This is a genomic window from Streptosporangium sp. NPDC050855 (assembly GCF_044456585.1).
Lineage (GTDB): Bacteria > Actinomycetota > Actinomycetes > Streptosporangiales > Streptosporangiaceae > Streptosporangium > Streptosporangium longisporum.
Genome location: NZ_JBITFY010000033.1, coordinates 1 through 18,002 on the forward strand (window position 1 = coordinate 1; position 18,002 = coordinate 18,002).

Sequence of the window (18,002 nt, forward strand, 5' to 3'; positions counted from 1 at the left end):
CCACCATCCCCCTTGTAAACCGCTCTGTAAGGGCATCTACCTGGGGAAATAGGCCGAATGATCTCCTACTTGGTACATCATAGACAGACTGGGGGTCAAGGGGTCGCAGGTTCAAATCCTGTCGTCCCGACGGTCGAGCAGCAGGTCAGGGCCTCGTATCACTTCGGTGAGACGGGGCCTTTCTGCTGTCCGTCTCACAATTTCTCACCTTCGCTCTTCGATCACCCGAACAGCTCGTCGAGCTGCTTCGTGGCCGCCCGCAGATGACTCGGGCCCGGGTGGATGCACCCGCTCGGCCGACGTGCCGCCGTCCGCGTGTCCGGCCCAGGCCGTGAGGATCACGTCCGGCACTCCGGCGCCGGTCGGGAAGGTCGGACAGGAGTGACGGCGGTCGGCCGGGGTTCGGGTGTCCTTCCCGCGACCGGCGCGAAGGAAGGCGACAGCACCAGGGGCGGCGTCGAGGTCTTCGTCGACGCCTGGTGAAAGGCGCCCAAGACGACTCCGAGGCGGCATCGATCTCCTTCATCGGCGAGGATACGGTCGCTGAGGTCTGGACTGAAGCCGGCCCACATCGCTCGCCACCGCCCGGCCCGCGTGCTGCGCGAGCCCGAGGCCGAGCCCGAGCCCGAGCCGAGGCCGAGTGAAATTGTCAACGGCCAAGTGCATCCTTCAGCTGGTCACCTCTGAGGACTTTTACGTGGTCACGGACAGGAGTCGGTGCTTAACGTTCTGCTCAAGTAACTTCTAACCGCAAGGAGTGGCATGAAATTACTCGCAGCCATCGCCGCCACGATGGTGCTCGGCTCCTCTCCTGCCGCGGCCGAACCCGAGGAGAGCGACAGGGAGATCCCTCTGGCGCACATCGAATACACCACCGGTCTCACCGTGAGCTTCTCCGACAGCCAGCCCTCCAACGAAGTGGGGATGTCCCAGCTCGGGATCATCGGCGGCGCGCCGCTCATCGACTGGGAGCGGAGCAACAGTTACCTGCAGACCTACCTGGAGATCACCCCGCCCGATGTGCCGGTGCCCCAGCGCCTCGTCGACGACCACGGCACCGACCTCCCCGCCGAACTGCGGGGGCGACGGATCACCAGCGAGCCGGTCACCGTACGTGGCCTGACCGCTCCGGCCGACGCCGTGCTCTCCGCCTCGTGCACCGCCGAACACTGGGGCTGGCACCAGTGGCACGACAACGCCCAGGCCGGCCTGGCTCCCAAGTCGTACACCACCCATGACTTCGGCGGTTTCAAGGAGCGTCGCGCGGAGAGCTTCATCTTCAACTGCCTGCCGCTGGGCTCGCCGAGTCATCTGTGGGCCCGGCACCGGCTGTACTACTGGAACGGCACCAGTTGGTGGAAGCATGCGGAGGTGAAGGTCGCCCCTGGGCTTCAGTCGGAAAAGGTCAAGGGCAGCCTTATCAAGCGCCACCGCAGGGTCACGTATGACGACGGCTGGGGATCCAGCCCTAACTGCCTCATGGGGACGTGCAAGTACACCCGTGAGGGACGTTTCACCAGCTGACGGGTGAGTGCGGGAGCTGCGAACCACCTGCACGCCGCCGGTCTGTACCGGGTCGCCCCTGACATGGTGGTGCTCGCCGTCTCCGCTGGGGGAGACCTGGCGGCGGCCCGGTGGGCGACCATGGACCGGGCGTCCGGATGCCGGTCATCGCCGACCCGGCTTCGCCAGCCGACCTCCCGGCCGAGGCGCCGACGCCGGTCATCGCCGCTCTGGCCGCGGCCGGGCCGCTGATGGAGCAGCCCGACCTCGTCGAGCACAGCACCGAACGCCCGGACACGTCAGTGCGCCGCGCCTACGGCAGGGCAGGGCAGGAAACCCGAGGTGACGGTGGTGGATTTGCGTCATCGGTACATGCCGACCGACCGGGAAGCAGGACGACGAGGCTCCGGGGCGCCGATACCGGCACGGTGGGTCGTGTCGGGGCACTGGAGGAATCAGGCACACGAACCGGACCGGTCACTGCACCGGCAGACCTGGATCCCCCGTACGTGAAAGGTCCGGATCGGGCACCGCTGCCGGTGACCGAGAAGGTCAACGTGTGGCGGCGACAGCCGTCCCCGGCTGGGTGAAGTGCTCGCCCGAAACGATAAGCCGTGTCTGCCTGCGGTCGATCACCGTCTCGGGTGAGCGAAGTAGCGGAATCGGTGGACGCCCCTGCCCTTCGGGGTGGGGGCGTCACCGTGTCCTGGCGCTCCAACAGAACGACGTTCATCGGCCAACCAGCCGCCGTCCTCGGCCGTCCCCACCTACCCGCCCACCACAGCCAGGAGCACCCCTGCATGAGGATCACCAGTCTTGCCGTCACCGCCGCGCTCATCGCCGCCCTCGCCGGATGCGGTGCGGGCGCCGACACTGCGGTGCCCGCCGTGACCGTCACCGCGCCAGCACCGACGGAGAAGACCCCCGAACCGGTCGAGGAGGACGACAAGGAGTCCGCGCCAACTGAGGAGCAGGAGGAGGCGGCAGAGAAGAAGACGCTGCCGGACGTTGTCGGCATGAACCTACAGGAGGGGCAGGACACCATGCAGGCCGCCGGGTTCCTCCTCCTGAACGACAAGGACGCCACTGGGCAGAACCGGCTCCAGGTGTACGACCGCAACTGGGTGATCACGAAGCAGTCGCCTGCCGCTGGGCGGAAGGTGCCGGTCGACACGCTGGTCACCCTGTACGCGAAGAAGAGCGGCGAGTAGGGGAAGATCTCGCTGCGCCCCTGCCCCTTCCGGGTGGGGGCGTTGCTGTGTGCAAGACCGATTCGCGTTCTGCCAACCAGCCGCCCCCTGCCAGCGCCTTACAGGGTGAAGCCCGTCGGCGTGCGGCTGGCCGGGCTGGCGTCTCCTCCTCCGGGTGGCCGCTTCCAGCGGAGAGCGGCCACCCGGAACCGCCTGCGGACGATCAGCGGCTGGGGTGAGCATGGGCGGTATGGATCCTGAGCTGAACGCCGCGGTCAGAGCCCTAGCCAGTCTCGACGCCGACGCCGACGCGGCCCGAGCGCGACTGGCGTGGGCGGCAGATGACACCTGAAAGGGTCCGATCATCATGAACCCGGAAAGGGAGGCAGAGTTTTTGATCTCGGTGGGGGACTCCCGCTGTGCTCCGGCATGGGGGGTTCTTCTGCGACTCCGCCGAATCCAGCCGGACCCTTGTGGCCTTTACGGCACCGGTCGTTCGCGGCTCACCGCCCTCCTCAGAGACCTGCCGGATGCGTGGACAGCCAGGTACGGTGTCGGTCCCTGAGGGCATCACGTTCGGCCCGCGTGGGCAGGATCACGTCGGCGCCGCCGTCGTAGGGGTGGTACAGCCAGCGGAGATCCGCAGGACCGAGGAGCACGTTGCCGATCTCGTCGTCTGCGACCGCTCGAAGCACGGCGTCGACGATGCCGGGCCGCCACGGTCGTGCCTCGGCGTAGAGCCGCGTCCAGGTACGGAACTCGGGCTCCTCGTCGGGCTCTTCGATGAGGGTCTGCCAGTGTTGTGCCGCCGGTGCCACCTCCGATCGTCTCGGCCACCGCTGAGGGGTGAGTGCTGGACTGTCCGTCCATTCGGTCGTGATGACCAGAAGATCCGAGCCTGGATTGAGCTCGGACAGCACGGTGTGGTGGCGATCGAGTACGACGGCGTACTCCGCCTCATCGTCCGGGTGGCGCTTCGACTCCGGCAAGCTGTGAAACCTGATCCAGCGATCCGGATGGTGGCCGCGCAGCCGATGGGCGACCGGCGGGCACTCGGGCCACTGCTGCTCCCAAAGGCGGCTCAGTGCTCGTGGATCGAGGGTCACCGTGCCTTCTGTCCGGTGGTCCGGTGGGCGGCCAAACGATTTTAACGAGAGCACTGACGGACCGATGAACGATCGTCCTCGACGAACACGTATCGACCGAGGCCCGGTCGTGCGGTCGCATGTCCGGACCCCCGTCGGCTCAGCGGGAGTTCGATCGGTTCGGCCCGGAGGCGCGGAAGCTGCTCGACCCGGTGGCCGGGAACGCGCAGAAGCCCTCGCCGTCCAAGACGAAGAGGCCTCCCAACGCACTCCCGACCGGATTCGAACCGGCGCCCGCCACCTCGAGAGGCGTGTGTCCTCGGCCGCTGGACGACGAGAGCGGTGCAGGAGGACGGAGTCGAACCGCCACAGCCGAAGCGTCCGGGTTACAACCGAATGAGCTCGCCACGTGCTCAGCCCCTGCGTGCCGAGACGAGACTACCGAGCGGGCCCCGGCGGTCTCATCCCGTTTTCACGCGTCTCCTCGCTCCCGGAACGTGGTGGGAGCAGGGAGATCACCGCGTGAGCCGGACGAGACGACGCACACGGCGTCGCGGACACCGGACATCTCCGCCGACCGCACCGTCCGGTGTGCCCGCGTGGCCCAGGCGCGGCTCACGCCCTACGCCGACGTCCCCGAGGTGAGAGCCGCTGACGCGCTGGCCCAGGAGTTCCTGCCGCCTCTGTCACAGCGGTCCCGCCGTACGTTGTGAGAGTTCGGGGGAATGCCGACGAGGGAGGCGAGGACGAGATCGTTCTCCACCCACCTCGTCCACGTCACCTCGTTCCCTGACGTGCCGGGCCCGGTGCTCCCGCAGGCCGGCATCGCCGTCACACGAGCGCCCGCACGAACGTCGTGACGGCACGCACGATCCTCTCCGCGAGGCAACAGGCTCCGGACGAGACGGCTGACCCACAGGGTCATCGGCTCGCCCGGGCGATGACCTCCTCGGTCGTCAGCGGCGCCCTGGGGTGACGGGTCAGGCACATAGGCGTACGCACCTTCGTGAACCTCGCGCCCTCAGGTGCGACGTAGAACTGACCGCTGCGAAGCGAACCGATGTCATCGGCCCTGCCGCCCTTGACGCGGGCCATCGCCTTCGCGGCCTCGATCTGCACATCCGCATTGAGCAGGCCGTAGAACTGTGTCGCGGCGTTGCCCGGGATCCGGTTGTGCAGGCCCTTGGGTGCCTGGGTCGCGAACACCAGCCCGAGCCCGTATTTCCGGGCCTGGGACGCCAACGCGAGTGTGCTCTGCGTGCACGCGGTCACGGCGCCCGAGGGGGCGAAGGTCTGCGCTTCGTCCATGACGAAGAGCCCACCGAGGGGCCGATCACCGGCGGGGTTCTTCTTGATCCAGGCGAACAGCGCCATCTGCAACTGGTTCACGAAGGACTGCCGCTCGGAGTCACCCTGCAGCCCCACGAAACTGATGACCGAAACCCGCGCCCGCTTTCCCGCGGCTGGAGTGAGGAGCCGCCCTGGATCGACCGGCTCGCCTTCTCCTCCGAACAGTGGATCGGTCACGGCAGCGGCCCGGAGCACCTGGGCGAGCCCATCCGCGATCTTCGCCGCCCCGCTGATCTGGCTGATGTCCTCGGGGAAGTCCGAGAGCAGATGTATCAGCCCGTCGAGGCCGCCGTTCTTGTACTTTCCGAAATGGACGACCGCCTCCATGAGCACCGCCCGGGCGACCTGGGACTTGCTGCTGCCGCCTTCCGCCTTCGCCCGTGGGGTGAGCGCCGCCATGGCGGCGTGAACGGCTTCGTTGAACTCGTCGACGTCGTCCCGGACGCTGGAGAAGTCGGGCAACGGCTGGAAGGCCAGCGGACGACCCTTCTCCCTGCGTGGTGTCCAGACCACGACATCGGTGTCCGCGATGTAGCGAGCCGCCCGGTCCTCATCCCCCGGGCCCCAGGCGGAAGGTGCTTCCGGCCATGCGTCACCGAGACGGGCGAGGTCGTTGTTCGGGTCGAGCACGATCGAGGACACGCCCTGAAGGGCACACTCCTCGATGATCCGCCTGATCAGGACGGTCTTCCCCGAGCCGGATCCCGCGAAGATCGCAACGTGCTTACGGAGCGCCTCCAACTCGACGGAGACCGGATGCCCGCCATCGTCCGAGCGTCCCACGGTCAGCGACGGCACCGCGGCCGGCCTGCTTTCCGGAGAGCCGTCCGAGGTGCCGGTCTCGTGAGCCGGAAGAGGCTTCGCCCGTGCGGGTGGCTCCTCGGGGGATTTCGGGGCCCGAGGCTCCTGCGGAGCGGTCGGATCCGGCCAGTCACCCAGGGCGTCCTTGAGGAACCTGAGGTCGCCGACGGGTTTCCTGCTGGCGATCCACTGGTCGAGGTGCGCGACACTCTCCGCGAAGAGATCCCGCAGGGCGCACAGCACCTTGAGGTCCTCTTCGTCGGCCGCGATCACCCGGCCACCCCTGGCGTGGAAGCCGGCGACCGCTTCCTGGGTGACCGGCCCGGAGTTCCACGGAATGTTCCGGACGATGATCAACCGGCGCTTGGGGTTCTCCTCCGCGAGACCGGCTTTGAGCACCGCCTTCCGGAGCCGGGTCAAGGCCGCGAGATGGTGCGTGGCGGCGATGCCGCGGAACGCCCAGTGGACCTCGTCCTCGGTCGCCTCGTTCAGGACCTGCCTGAGACCGGCGTGAAGAGAGGTCTTCCGGCCCATCGGCGGGTCGACCCGGTAGCGCGCGGACGTCCCGCGCTGCTCCACGATCCAGGCCCGGAGGCCCGCCGAGATCAGGCCGGGAAGAACCGTGTCCTCCCGTTCGGCGTCCAGCGCCCCACTGACGTCGGCCGAATCGGCCAGCATCGCGAACTTGATGTCGATCGCCTGAAGCGCTTGCTCATCGGGAGCATGCTTCACGGAACGATCGTGCACGGTCGAGGGCGCGTCGAGGCCGGCCAGCTCGGTGATCTCGCCGTCCTGGTACAGGCACTTCTGGATGTGCCTGTAGAGACATTCCAGGACCTCACGCGGGGTGTAGAACGGGGCTTGTGCGAAGGCCTCCGGCTTGATCGGCCACGTCGGGTACGGCCGGTCGAAGCCGATGTCCTCGAAGTGCTCAGCGAGTCGTACGGTGACGAGCTCCGCCCCGACCTCGGGGGTCGGGATGCGCCGAAGGAACGTGGCCTTCCGGAAGCGGTCCTTGAAACTTCTGACAGCCAGATCCTCGAGGATCATCCACGTCTCCGGCAGGCAGGAGAGAACCGTCAGGGTCCGGCTGGACACCTCGCGGAGGTTGGTCAGCCCGTGAACGAACCGGAGAACCGCCGAGGTCGCCGGACCGCTGGAGCCGCCGTCGGCGAAGAGGCTGCTCTGCGCGATGAACGCGTCGAGCTGGTCGAAGGCCATGACGCTCGGGCCGGTCAGCGCCAGCAGCCGCGAGATGTCACGGACGATCTCCTGCGGGGATTTGCGGACCTGCCGGAATCCCCACCCCTGCCGGTAGCTCTCGCCGTCCTCGATCGAGCAGATGTAGGACTCGCCGATGTCCATCAGGGCGTTGTCACTGGCCCCCAGGAGCACGAGGGCCCGGGCGACGTCCTGTGCCTCTCTGCCGACCCGGCGATCGATTCTGCCCAGGGCCTCGATGAACCGATCGAGGTCTTCGCGGGTGAGCGCCTGGTTACCGATGATCGTCTGCTGGGTCTTTCGCGGGAGCTGCATCAGGCCCGTCAGATTGCGCAGAAACCGCTTGAGCTGGGTCTCCTCGTCCGCGCCCACCCGGGCCAGCCCGTCCTGGATGGACACGACGGCGCTTTCCCAGAAGTTCCGGGCGTCGAGAACGCCCATGAGGAAGAAGTAACCGTCGCGCTGGACGGTCTGCTCGCGCAGCCAGCTCATCAGGTGCGTCTTCCCGCTTCCGGCGCCACCTTCGAGGACCACCCCGATCGGGCTGGTCACGGGAGAGTCGGCGGCGGCGTCCAGTCCCGAGCGAAGAGCGTGGGAAGCGGCCGGGTGCATCCCGGGCACGTGGAACGGAACCGGCTGCCAGACATCCTCGCTGGCGTTGACGGTCGAGAAGCTCTTGAGACTTTTCAGCGCGTACCATTCGGTGACCATCGTCACGCTCCGACGCGGAACTGATGGTTGGGCGTGCTGCCGATGACGATCGCGGCGGCGTGGTCCTCGGGCCTCAGGTCGCCCACGATCGCGACGGGCTCGATGTCCGCACGCCCCTCCAGCATCATGGTGCGCAGAACGTCGTCCTGGAGATCCCGATCGATGTCGGTCAGGAGGGCTCGCAGCTTGGTCATCGAGACCCACCGGCCGGCACCGGGTGTGATCTTCGCATAGGCCTTGCGAATCCGGCCCTCCACCTCCTCCGGCGACACCGGCGACACCGGCGACACCGTCGTCACCGGTGCCCGAACGGGTTCGTCGATGGCCGAGGTCGCTGTTTTGGACACCAAGAGGGACCGCAGGTACAGAAGGGCCAGCGCCTTGCCCGACCGGGAGGACACCGGGATTCCCTTGCGCACCTCCTCGACGGCGCGATCTTCACCGGCCGGGGTGATCGCGTACCACAGAGCTCGTGTTTTGGTCTCCGACTCGATCAGCTTGGCGTCGACGAGACCCGCACGGTTCTTGGCGTCGAGCTCCAGGCCCCATTCAGCCTTCAGCTCCTTGTGGGGCAACGCGGTTCCGAGCTCCCTCAGCACGAGCAGAGCTGCGACCTGCCGGTACGTGAGTCTTTCTTCGGACATCAGCCTGCTCTTTCGCTCATTCCGAGACGCCGTGCCCGGAGAAAATCGTTGATCTGGTGCAGAACTCCCCTTATGTCGCTCATCACCTGCTGGTTGGTGAATCGCAACACCGTGAACCCGTCACGCTCCAGGTGCCGGTCGCGAATCCGGTCACGCTCTCTCCGGGCGGACGTCGCGTGTTCCGGGCCGTCGAGTTCGACGACGCACTTCTCCCGGACCCATATCAGGTCCGTGCGGATCATGACGAACAAAGGGTCTTTGGATTTGTACGTCTGATTCCAGGTTCGGCCGTGAGCCCAGTCGCATTCCGCCAAGGCCGCCTCCAGCGCCTGTTCCACCGCACTGCCCGCGTGCGGCCTTCCGGCTATCGGCGGCACTCCCACCGTCGCGGTGGGTGGCGGTGCCGTCATCTCTTCGGCCAGTCTCCTGACCGCTGCGGGTACCTCCAGGTAGAGGGTTTCGACGCGGCGCAGTTCGAGGCCGACGAGCCAGACCCCCATGCCACTCCGGTGTGCCAGCCATTCGTATGCGGCAACCAGGATCGTCTCTCCATGGGAGGTCGGCTTCTCCGGCACGTAGACGACCAGCGCCGCCGATTCGCGGCCGAACGTGGAGGCGATGACCCGGGCCAGACCGGCGGCCCGCGACTCCGCGGGGAACGATCGTCCCTTCGGACCGGGCCGTCCGGGGACCAGCGGGCCGCGGTGCTGAATGGCCCGGGAGGCGAGATCGGCCAGGAACGGTCCGAAATGACGGGTGCCTGATGCGAGACGCATCGCGAGGATCCTCGCCGCCGCCACTCCGCCACCGCCGGGGCCGGGGCCGGAAAGCTTCTCCCCTCTGGGTAACCAGGCCGGGAAAAGCCCGATGGCCAGCGTTTCCAGATCGCAGAGAATGGAGTCCACCATCCCTGAGACGGAATGACCTTCGGTTGCGGTGTGGGTGATGACGGCGGGCCCGGTCTCGGGGAGCGGATTCAGCACCAATTCCATAACATTGATGTCGATGGTGGAATCGACTCCGGCGAGGCGGAGCAGGCTCCCGACCGGGAGATCACCCCACGACAATGGCACGCCGGCCCCCTTCGGACACTCCGCTGAAACGTGACTTTGCGAAGGGTATAGGGCACGCGAGATGACGGGCGAGAAATCCAAAGATGTCTTTTGTTTCGGAGGTTACAAAACCGTCTCAACGGTCACCCTGGGTGTGCGTGTCCCCGACGAGCGGCGGTGGAGCGGGGGCCGGTCGTGAGGAGGGCTCGAGAGCTGAGACACCACCAGTGGGCCCGTTCGGGCCCACCTGGAATCGAACCAGGTAGAAGGAAGCTCCCCAATGGCCTCACGACCGGGACGCGAGGAAGGCGGGAAGGCTGGATCTTTACCGGAAGAGTGAGAAGGAAGCCCTCCCATGGCCTCGCGACCGCCACGTTATCAGGCGGGGATCAGCTCGTGCAGCGTCCCGGGCGTGTACACCCGCGTGCCCGCAGGCAGGCCGGCGGGTGCCTGCAGGCCGATGTAGGTGGTGTGCCCGCCCCCCGGCCCCTTCCGTCGCAGCAGGCCGGCCAGGTACCGGACGCGCAGGTGGTCGCGTTCGACGATCGAGCGCACCAGCAGGGAGGTCGTGAGGCGGTTGCCCTCGACCTGGTTGAAGCGGGGAGCGCCCCTCAGGTAGAGGTGCAGCCACTTCACCCGCCAGGCGCCGTCGTCACCGCGCAGGAGGACGAACGGCAGGGCGACCCGTCCCGACCCGCGCAGGTCGGACTTCATCCGCACGGTGCGCGGCTCGAACGGCATCCCCTCCTGCCCGGCGTCCCTGGTCATGTAGCCGAAGAACGCCTCGGCTGCCTCGTCGAACGCCTCGCCGCTGTAGATGTGCACCTGCGGGATGACGATCGGCCGGGTCGCCCGCGCGAGGCGGACGTCGATGAACTCGCTCGCGCCGTCGGGGGCGTCGACGAGGTCGCCGGAGTAGTCGGCGAAGCCGTTGCCGTAGTTCGTCCACGAGATGTGCTCGGGATCGCCGTAGGAGGCGTCCAGCATCAGGGCCGACAGGTCGTAGTCGGTGCTCCGCTCGGCCTGCCGCCAGTGGACGAAGAACCGCAGCGACTCCCCGTCCACCGCCGACAGCGAGCCGCGCGGCAGCATGCCGAGCCCGGGCGCGACGGCCTTGCCGGACAGCGGCAGGGCGATGTCGAGCGCCTCGGGATCGACGATCAGCGTGCCGGGGTCGGGAAGGCGCCGGGTGATCTCCTCGTCCAGCAGGGTCACCGCCCGTGACACGACGTCCTCCTCGATCGGGGGGCGGGCGTCGTCCGTGGTCCACGCCCTGCCGTGCCGGTTGACGAAGACCCGTCCGGCCGCGGGGACGAGCCGGTTCTGCAGGTGCTCGCGCAGCGACAGCAGGACCCGGCCGGAGGCGCCCGCCGCGGCCCTCTCGGCGGCGTCCAGTACGGCCGAGGCCGGCGATCCGGTCCGCAGCAGGTGGTCGAGACGGCGCAGCAGCGCGCCGGGGCTCCTCTCCAGCAGGTCGACCGCCTCACCGGTGCGACCGGCCGACAGGGCCTCCTCCACCCGGCTGTCGAGACCGCGTGCCCGGCGCAGGCCTCTGGCGACCTCGAAGACGTGCGCGGCGCGCGGGAGGCGCGGGTACTCGCCGGGATGGAGCCGTTCGCCGAGCCGCTTCCACTGCTCCCGGTACCGGGGGACGTCGCCGAGCCTCGCGGGGGAGGCGACCGCGTCCAGGGCCTGCAGCAGAGCGCGGCGCTCGGCCCGGCGGAACGAGCGGAACCTGGTGGGGACGGCCAGTGTGACGTCACCGCCGGAGCAGCCGCAGGCGAGCCGGAGCACGTCGGTCACCGTGTCCACGAGCAGCGGGCGGCCCGCGGCCAGGCGCACCTCGTTGACGACGGCGCGGTTCTCGCGCACCGGGATGCGTTCGGGCTCGTCGTCGCAGAACGCGGCCAGCGACCGCAGCGCGGTCAGGTCCTCGGCCGCCGGCGGAACCTCCGAGCCCGCCAGCGAGTGGTAGAGCTCGCGCGCCTCCGCCTCCAGGCTCCCGCCGAGTTCCAGCACGGTCACCCGGTCGCCGGCCAGGGGGACGAGCTCGGCGTGCGCGGCCAGCAGGTCGGCGTAGGTGTGCCGGTAGCGGCCGTAGCCGGGCAGCGTGAGCAGGTCCAGCACCGGTGACGGGACGGGCGTGGCGGCGACCGGGTCGAGCATGGCCTGCCGCAGCAACCCGGCCCAGAACTCCAGGGTGTCGGGCACGTTCCTCGGGAAGTCGATGAAGTACGCGTTGTGCCGGACGTGGTCGCCGGCCAGGTGGCGGACGGCCGCCAGGACCCGCACGCCGAGATCGACCACCGTCTCCCCGGGCAGCCTGCCCAGGCGTTCGAGCAGGGCCGCCGAGCACGTGAAGCCGACGCTCAGCAGCGCGGCGTCGAGCTGGCGCGCGGCCACCTCTCCCCAGCCGGGGGTGGTGGCGGCGGGCGCGTCGACGGGAACTCGAAGCCGCCTGGTGATGACGAGGCCTTCCAGAGTGTCCACGGATGCACCTTATAGCCGGACACATCCGGGCCCCGCGGGTTTTCCGCGCGCGGACGGACGGCCGTCCGGTGCCGGCCGCGTACGCGAAGAGGGTCGGCGCGCCCCCGTCCTGCGGGGCGGGGGCGTGGCCGGGTCAGCGGTGCTGCCGCGCCCAGTGGCGCAGGACGAAGCCCACGACGACGAGGAACAGCAGGACCAGCGCGATGTCCAGGGGGTTCACCATGCCGGGCCCACTGCCCCGCCGCGGGGGGCCGTAACACGTCCGGTCCGTTCGGTCGCGAGAAATCCCTAGTAAATATGTAGGAATAGTTGGTATTCTCTTCTCAGCGGCACACGCTGCGATGCGGCCCACCCGCACACGCCCATCGAAAGGTGTCAGAAGATGACCCAGCTCCATGACCACGAGACGCCCGCCGTCACCGGCGACTCCTACCGGCACATCGACGTCACGCGGGTCGGCGGCGTGATCGGCGCGGTCGTCGGCGGCATCCGGGTGGGCGGCGACGTCGACGCGGCGGCGGTCGCCGAGCTGCGCACCGCGCTGCTGCGCCACCGTGTGGTCTTCCTGCGCGACCAGCGGCATGCCACCGACGCCGACCAGCACGCGTTCACCGCCCTCCTCGGCACCGTCACCAAGCCCCACCCGACGGTGACCGGCGACGGTGAGGCCGTGCTCCCGATCGACTCCCAGCGGGGCAAGGCCAACAGCTGGCACACGGACGTGACCTTCGTCGACCGGATCCCGGCGATCAGCGTGCTGCGCGCCGTCACGCTGCCGCCCTACGGCGGGAGCACGGTGTGGGCCAACACGGTGGAGGCGTACCGGCGGCTGCACCCCGGCCTGCAGGCGCTGGTGGGCCGGCTGCGCGCGGTCCACTCGAACCTGTACGACTACGCGGCGCAGACCCCGACGATCGGCGGCGTCGACGTCAGGGAGCAGGAGTACCGCGACCAGTTCCGCAGCAGCGAGTTCGAGACCGAGCACCCCGTCGTCCGCATCCACCCCGAGACCGGTGAGCCCTCGCTGCTGCTCGGCCACTTCGTCAGGTCGTTCACGGGCCTGAGCCGCACCGACTCCGACGACCTGTTCGCGCTGCTGCAGCGGCACGTCACCCGCCTGGAGAACACGGTGCGGTGGAACTGGCGCGACGGCGACATCGCCATCTGGGACAACCGGGCCACCCAGCACTACGCCGTCGCCGACTACGACGACCTGCCGCGACGTCTCCACCGCATCACGGTGGCCGGCGACGTCCCGATCGGCATCAACGGCGACACCAGCGTGGTCCGCAAGGGCGACGCCGGCGCCTTCTCGCCCGTCGCCGCCTGAGCGACGGCCCGTCCGGTCGTGCAGAAGGCCGAACGGGCCGCCGGTCGTACCGGTTCCTGAGACGTTCATCAGCGTCTCTCAGCCCGCTCACAGGCGGACCTGGGAACCTGGTGCCGACGAGACCCCCGCCGGGTCGTCGCCGCGACCGCCGCGACCGGTGCGGCCGGCGGGGCGCGCCCGGTGCGGGGCCTGGTCGCAGCGGTCCGTCCTCGCCGCCCACGCCTCGTCCGACGGTACGGAAGCGAGGGGGCGGCCATGGCGTTGCGGACGCGGTTCACGGAGCTGCTCGGGGTACGGCATCCGATCGTGCTGGCGCCGATGGGAGGGTCGGCCGGTGGCGCGCTGGCGGCGGCCGTCTCCCACGGGGGCGGGCTCGGGATGCTGGGCTCCGGGGACGGGGAGCGGGAGTGGCTGGAGCGCGAGTCGTCGATCCTGGCCTCGGGAACCGACCGGCCCTGGGGTGTCGGTTTCCTGACCTGGGCGATCGACGTCGGCGCGGTGGAACGTGCGCTGGAGTACGCCCCCCGGGCCGTCATGTTCTCCTTCGGCGACCCCGGCCCGTTCGTGGGACCCGTCCTGCGGTCGGGGGCGGTCCTGATCGTCCAGGTCACCGATGAGGAGGAGGCCCGGCGCGCCGTCGACCTGGGCGCCGACGTCGTCGTGGCGCAGGGGACCGAAGCCGGTGGCCACGGTGCCCGGCGCGGGCGTTCCACGCTGCCGTTCGTCCCCCTCGTGGTGGATCTCGTCGCGCCGGTGCCGGTGCTGGCGGCCGGTGGGATCGCCGACGGCCGCGGCGTGGCCGCGGCCCTGGCCCTGGGCGCCGCCGGTGCGCTGATCGGCACCCGCTTCCAGGCCACCGCCGAGGCCCTGGTCGATCCCGCGATCACCAGGGCGATCGTCGAGGGACGGGGGCGGGACACCGAGCGCGGCAGCGTGCTGGACATCGTCCGCGGCTCCGGGTGGCCGCCGGAGTACACCGCGCGCACCCTCGGCCACCCCTACCTCGATCGCTGGCGTGGCCGTGAGGCCGAGCTCGCCGCCGACCCCCGGGCCGGGCGGGACTACCGGGAGGACCTGGCCCGGGGGGTCATCCCCCCGCTGCCGGTCTGGGCCGGCGAGGCCGTCGACCTCGTCACCGACCGGCCCTGCGCGGCCGACCTCGTCGCCACCCTGGCCGCCCAGGCCGAGGACGCCCTCGGCCGGGCCGGAAGGCGCTGACCGGTCCGTTCCCCGCGCCGCACCCCCGGCGGTCAGCCGGCCGAGGGCCGGTTGTGGATCGCCCGGTAGCGCGACGGCGGGATCCCGTACCGGTCCACGAACGCCTGGCGGAGTGTCTCGGCCGTCCCGAACCCGCACCGTGCCGCCACGCGCGGCATCGGCAGGGACGTGCTGGACACCAGGTGGGCGGCCGCCTCGATGCGGGCATGCCGGACGAAGCGGCCCGGTGACTGCCCCAGATGCGTGATGAACAGCCGGGTGAGGTGCCGCGGGCTCACGCCGGCCGCGTCCGCCAGCGCGGTCGTGGTGAGATCGCCGGCGAGGTTCGCGCTGACATGGTCCATCACCTGGCGGACCAGGTCGTGGTCGGGGGGAGGGGCGCTGGTGAACATGCTCACCTGCGCCTGGTTGCCCGGACGCTGGAGATAGGTCACCAGGACGCGCGAGACCAGCCGGGCGAGCTCGGCGCCGTGGTCCTCCTCGATGAAGGACAGGGTCAGGTCCAGGGCGCTGGTGACGCCCGCCGACGTGATCACCGCGCCGTCGCGGATGTAGATGGGATCGGGGTCCACGCTGATCAGGGGATGGCGGGCGGCGAGCTCACCGGCGAACCACCAGTGGGTGGTGGCGCGCCTGCCGTCCAGCAGGCCCGCGGCCGCCAGGATGCTCGCCCCGGTGCACACCGACGCCACCCGGCGGCTCTCCCGCGCCAGCCGCCGGACGTGGGCGACGATCAGCGGATCGGCGGCGGCGCGCCGGTACCCCCAGCCTCCGGAGACGACCAGTGTGTCGATCGGCCCGGTGAGCCGTTCGAGCGACCGGTGGCTCTGCAGCGTCATGCCCCCGCTGCACACGACCGGTTGCCCTCCGGGGCTGGCCATCCTCGTCCGGTACGGGGGACGCACCTCCCCGACCATGTTCGCCATCGACAGGGTCGTGGTGACGCACGCGATGTCGAGGAGTTCCGCGTCGTCGTAACCGACCACCACGATCTGGCGCTCGTCCATCGTTCGAGCATAGATCGGAAGGACCGGTGTCCCAAGTGCCCGGATCCCGTGCGGTTCCGGGCGCGCGGACGGGCGGAACGGACCGGCGCGGCCGCCCCCGGGACCTGCCCCACCGGCGGCGCGGGCGGGTCGTGGCGCGCTCGTTCGCGGAGTGGTGCGGCGTCCTCGGCCTCCCGCCCGGGCCGTCGGTGCTCTTGCCGGCCCGAGACCCGTCCCGGTCCGGGAACCGGGTGGTTGTAGTGGGTGGCGTGGTGGATGACGGGGTGGGTGACGGGGGAGTCCACCGCGGCATGCGGCGAGGCGGCGGTTGACGGCCGGTCCGGGCCCCTGTATAAAACCACTTGGTTATTGAACGAAGGGGTTATGTACATGAGCCCGGACCTGCTCGATGCGACGTTCGCCGCGCTGGCCGATCCGACGCGGCGGGCCATCCTGGCCCGGCTGGCCTCGGGGGAGGCCACGGTGACGGAGCTGGCCGCGCCGTTCCGGATGAGCCAGCCGGCCGTCTCCAAGCACCTCAAGGTGCTGGAGCGGGCCGGCCTCGTCTCGCGCGGCCGCGACGCGCAGCGGCGGCCGTGCCGGCTGGAGGCGCGCTCGCTCAAGGCCGCGACCGACTGGCTGGAGAACTACCGCCGCTACTGGGAGGAGAGCTACCAGCGCCTGGACGCGCTGTTCGACGAGCTCAAGGCCGAGGAGGGCACCCGCGGGGGCAAACCGGAAGGGGCCTCGTGAACGGCGCCGGAGCCCTGGAGGTGACGACGCCGACCGACAGGGAGATCGTGCTGACCCGCGTCTTCGACGCCCCCCGGCGCATGGTGTTCGACGCGTGGACCAGGCCCGAACTGCTCGTGCGGTGGTACGGCGCCCGCGGCTGGAACCTGGTCGTCTGCGAGGTCGACCTCCGCGTCGGCGGCCGCTGGCGCTTCGTGTCCCGCGGCCCCGGCGGCGCGGAGATGGGACAGGGCGGCGTGTACCGGGTGGTCTCGCCCCCCGGCCGCCTGGTCCACACCGAGACGTTCGACGACCAGTCCTACCCCGGGGAGACGCTGGTCAGCCACGCGTTCACCGAGCGGGACGGCAGGACCACCCTGACCAGCACGGTGCTGTACGCCACCCGCGAGGGCCGCGACATCGTGCTCGGCTACCCGATGGCGCGCGGTGTCGCCGAGGGCTACGACCGGCTCGCCGGGCTGCTCGCCCGGACGCCCGGCCGGTCCGGGAACCCCCGGCCGGAACACGACCTCCTGGCCGGGACCGGCCAGGGGCACGCGACGAAAAGGTGAACGATCATGAATTGGACGCTGGAAGTGGTGGTGGTCCCCGTCTCGGACGTGGACCGCGCGAAGACCTTCTACGCCGAACGGCTCGGCTTCACCGTGGACCACGACACCAGGGTCGGTGACGAGGTGCGCATCGTGCAGCTGACCCCTCCGGGGTCGGGCTGCTCGGTCGTCATCGGGAAGGGGTTCGTCGAGGACATGCCGCCCGGCTCGCTGCGAGGGCTGCAGCTGGTGGTCCCGGACATCCACAAGGCGCATGCCGAGCTCGCCGGGCGCGGGGTGGAGGTCGGCGAGATCCAGGTCCTGGGCGAGAACCCGAGGCCCATGCCCGACCCCCTCGACAACGTCGGGTTCTTCTTCTTCAGCGACCCGGACGGCAACGGCTGGGCCGTGCAGCAGATCTCCGATCGCGGGTAGCGCGGGCCGGATCCGGGGAGGGGGCGCCGTACCGGCCGGGCATGGCCGGTGACCCCGCGGGCGGCCGGGACGATCCGATGATCGTCGGTCCCGGCTCCGGCGAGGGGAGCCGGGACCCCGCGCCCGGGTGGCGTGCACGGCGTGACGCAGCGGCTCCGGCCGGGGGAGACCCGCGGGCGGCGCCGGGACCCCGCGGGAGTCAGGCGTAGAGGAACCAGTAGCCGTGCTCGGGGTTGCAGGTGTACGAGGTCCACCAGCCGCTGGAGATGCCGAGGTTGCCCACCCGGTGGCAGTCCCAGTCGTAGTAGTAGACGTTCCTGAGGGTGGCGGCCTCGGCCGGTGCCGCCCCGAGGGCGACCGTCAGGCCACCGGCCAGAACCACCGAGGCGAGCAGGGCACGTGCTTTGGCCATGAGTCCTTCTTTCTCGTGCGCGACGGGCGTTCCACCGGAAGGCCCCGTCTCCCCCCGGGACGGCGGGCACCGGAAGTATCACATCGGCGATCATCCGGGTACAGGTCACGCCCGATCGTCCCGGCCGGTGGGGGGAGGCGCGCAGGTGGGGGCGGGGGTTGGGGTGCGGCGGGGTGAAACGTTCACCGCCCCGTCCCGGGGGAGCCGTCCTCGAGGAACCCCGCCCCGGGAACGGCCCCCGGAAGCCGCGTCCGGACGTCGAGCCCGGGGTCGTGTCCGGGTGCGGCCCGC

14 protein-coding genes and 1 tRNA gene are annotated in these 18,002 nt (G+C 70.0%); 7 read left to right on the forward strand and 8 right to left on the reverse strand.

Annotated elements, in window-relative coordinates; genetic code table 11:
* Positions 1 to 762: 762 nt before the first annotated feature.
* Both ACIBCT_RS37990 and ACIBCT_RS37995 read left to right on the forward strand, forming a co-directional pair.
* On the forward strand, positions 763 to 1,524 hold the full coding sequence (locus ACIBCT_RS37990; protein ID WP_399196863.1) for a hypothetical protein: 762 nt from the start codon (positions 763 to 765) through the stop codon (positions 1,522 to 1,524).
* 779 nt (positions 1,525 to 2,303) lie between these two features.
* Positions 2,304 to 2,714, forward strand: coding sequence for a PASTA domain-containing protein (locus ACIBCT_RS37995; RefSeq protein ID WP_399196864.1), 411 nt, complete (start codon positions 2,304 to 2,306; stop codon positions 2,712 to 2,714).
* 494 nt (positions 2,715 to 3,208) lie between these two features.
* On the opposite strand, the gene ACIBCT_RS38000 is transcribed toward ACIBCT_RS37995, so the two are convergent.
* From ACIBCT_RS38000 to ACIBCT_RS38025, 6 genes are all read right to left on the reverse strand, one after another.
* Positions 3,209 to 3,799, reverse strand: coding sequence for a hypothetical protein (locus ACIBCT_RS38000; protein WP_399196865.1), 591 nt, complete (start codon positions 3,797 to 3,799; stop codon positions 3,209 to 3,211).
* A 322-nt stretch (positions 3,800 to 4,121) separates the two neighbouring features.
* Positions 4,122 to 4,202 (reverse strand) — tRNA-Tyr (locus tag ACIBCT_RS38005).
* A 497-nt stretch (positions 4,203 to 4,699) separates the two neighbouring features.
* On the reverse strand, positions 4,700 to 7,861 hold the full coding sequence (locus tag ACIBCT_RS38010) for an ATP-binding protein (RefSeq protein WP_399196899.1): 3,162 nt from the start codon (positions 7,859 to 7,861) through the stop codon (positions 4,700 to 4,702).
* Between the two features lie 2 nt (positions 7,862 to 7,863).
* The gene (locus ACIBCT_RS38015; protein WP_399196866.1) at positions 7,864 to 8,460 is read right to left on the reverse strand and encodes a hypothetical protein; all 597 of its coding nucleotides are present in this window, start codon (positions 8,458 to 8,460) and stop codon (positions 7,864 to 7,866) included.
* 44 nt (positions 8,461 to 8,504) lie between these two features.
* Positions 8,505 to 9,497: a DUF559 domain-containing protein gene (locus ACIBCT_RS38020; RefSeq protein WP_399196867.1), complete on the reverse strand. Its 993-nt coding sequence runs from the start codon at positions 9,495 to 9,497 to the stop codon at positions 8,505 to 8,507.
* 438 nt (positions 9,498 to 9,935) lie between these two features.
* Positions 9,936 to 12,047, reverse strand: coding sequence for a hypothetical protein (locus ACIBCT_RS38025; RefSeq protein WP_399196868.1), 2,112 nt, complete (start codon positions 12,045 to 12,047; stop codon positions 9,936 to 9,938).
* Positions 12,048 to 12,429: 382 nt separating this feature from the next.
* Between ACIBCT_RS38025 and ACIBCT_RS38030 the strand changes: the two genes are divergently transcribed.
* Positions 12,430 to 13,377 (forward strand): TauD/TfdA dioxygenase family protein, encoded by a 948-nt coding sequence (locus ACIBCT_RS38030; protein WP_399196870.1) that lies wholly within the window; start codon positions 12,430 to 12,432, stop codon positions 13,375 to 13,377.
* Between the two features lie 255 nt (positions 13,378 to 13,632).
* Entirely contained in the window at positions 13,633 to 14,595 is a 963-nt protein-coding gene (locus ACIBCT_RS38035; RefSeq protein WP_399196871.1) for an NAD(P)H-dependent flavin oxidoreductase, read from the forward strand.
* Between the two features lie 32 nt (positions 14,596 to 14,627).
* Here the strand turns inward: ACIBCT_RS38035 and ACIBCT_RS38040 are convergent, their stop codons facing one another.
* Positions 14,628 to 15,602 (reverse strand): GlxA family transcriptional regulator, encoded by a 975-nt coding sequence (locus tag ACIBCT_RS38040; RefSeq protein ID WP_399196872.1) that lies wholly within the window; start codon positions 15,600 to 15,602, stop codon positions 14,628 to 14,630.
* A 369-nt stretch (positions 15,603 to 15,971) separates the two neighbouring features.
* Between ACIBCT_RS38040 and ACIBCT_RS38045 the strand changes: the two genes are divergently transcribed.
* The 3 genes from ACIBCT_RS38045 to ACIBCT_RS38055 are packed head-to-tail and all read left to right on the forward strand — an operon-like array spanning position 15,972 to position 17,299.
* On the forward strand, positions 15,972 to 16,334 hold the full coding sequence (locus tag ACIBCT_RS38045) for an ArsR/SmtB family transcription factor (protein ID WP_399196873.1): 363 nt from the start codon (positions 15,972 to 15,974) through the stop codon (positions 16,332 to 16,334).
* A complete protein-coding gene (locus tag ACIBCT_RS38050; protein ID WP_399196874.1) occupies positions 16,331 to 16,885 on the forward strand; it encodes an SRPBCC family protein in 555 nt (184 codons plus the stop codon). The genes ACIBCT_RS38045 and ACIBCT_RS38050 overlap by 4 nt, the downstream gene beginning before the upstream one ends.
* A 6-nt stretch (positions 16,886 to 16,891) precedes the next feature.
* A complete protein-coding gene (locus tag ACIBCT_RS38055; RefSeq protein ID WP_399196875.1) occupies positions 16,892 to 17,299 on the forward strand; it encodes a VOC family protein in 408 nt (135 codons plus the stop codon).
* A 199-nt stretch (positions 17,300 to 17,498) separates the two neighbouring features.
* Here the strand turns inward: ACIBCT_RS38055 and ACIBCT_RS38060 are convergent, their stop codons facing one another.
* A complete protein-coding gene (locus tag ACIBCT_RS38060; RefSeq protein ID WP_399196876.1) occupies positions 17,499 to 17,711 on the reverse strand; it encodes a hypothetical protein in 213 nt (70 codons plus the stop codon).
* Between the last annotated feature and the right edge of the window lie 291 nt (positions 17,712 to 18,002).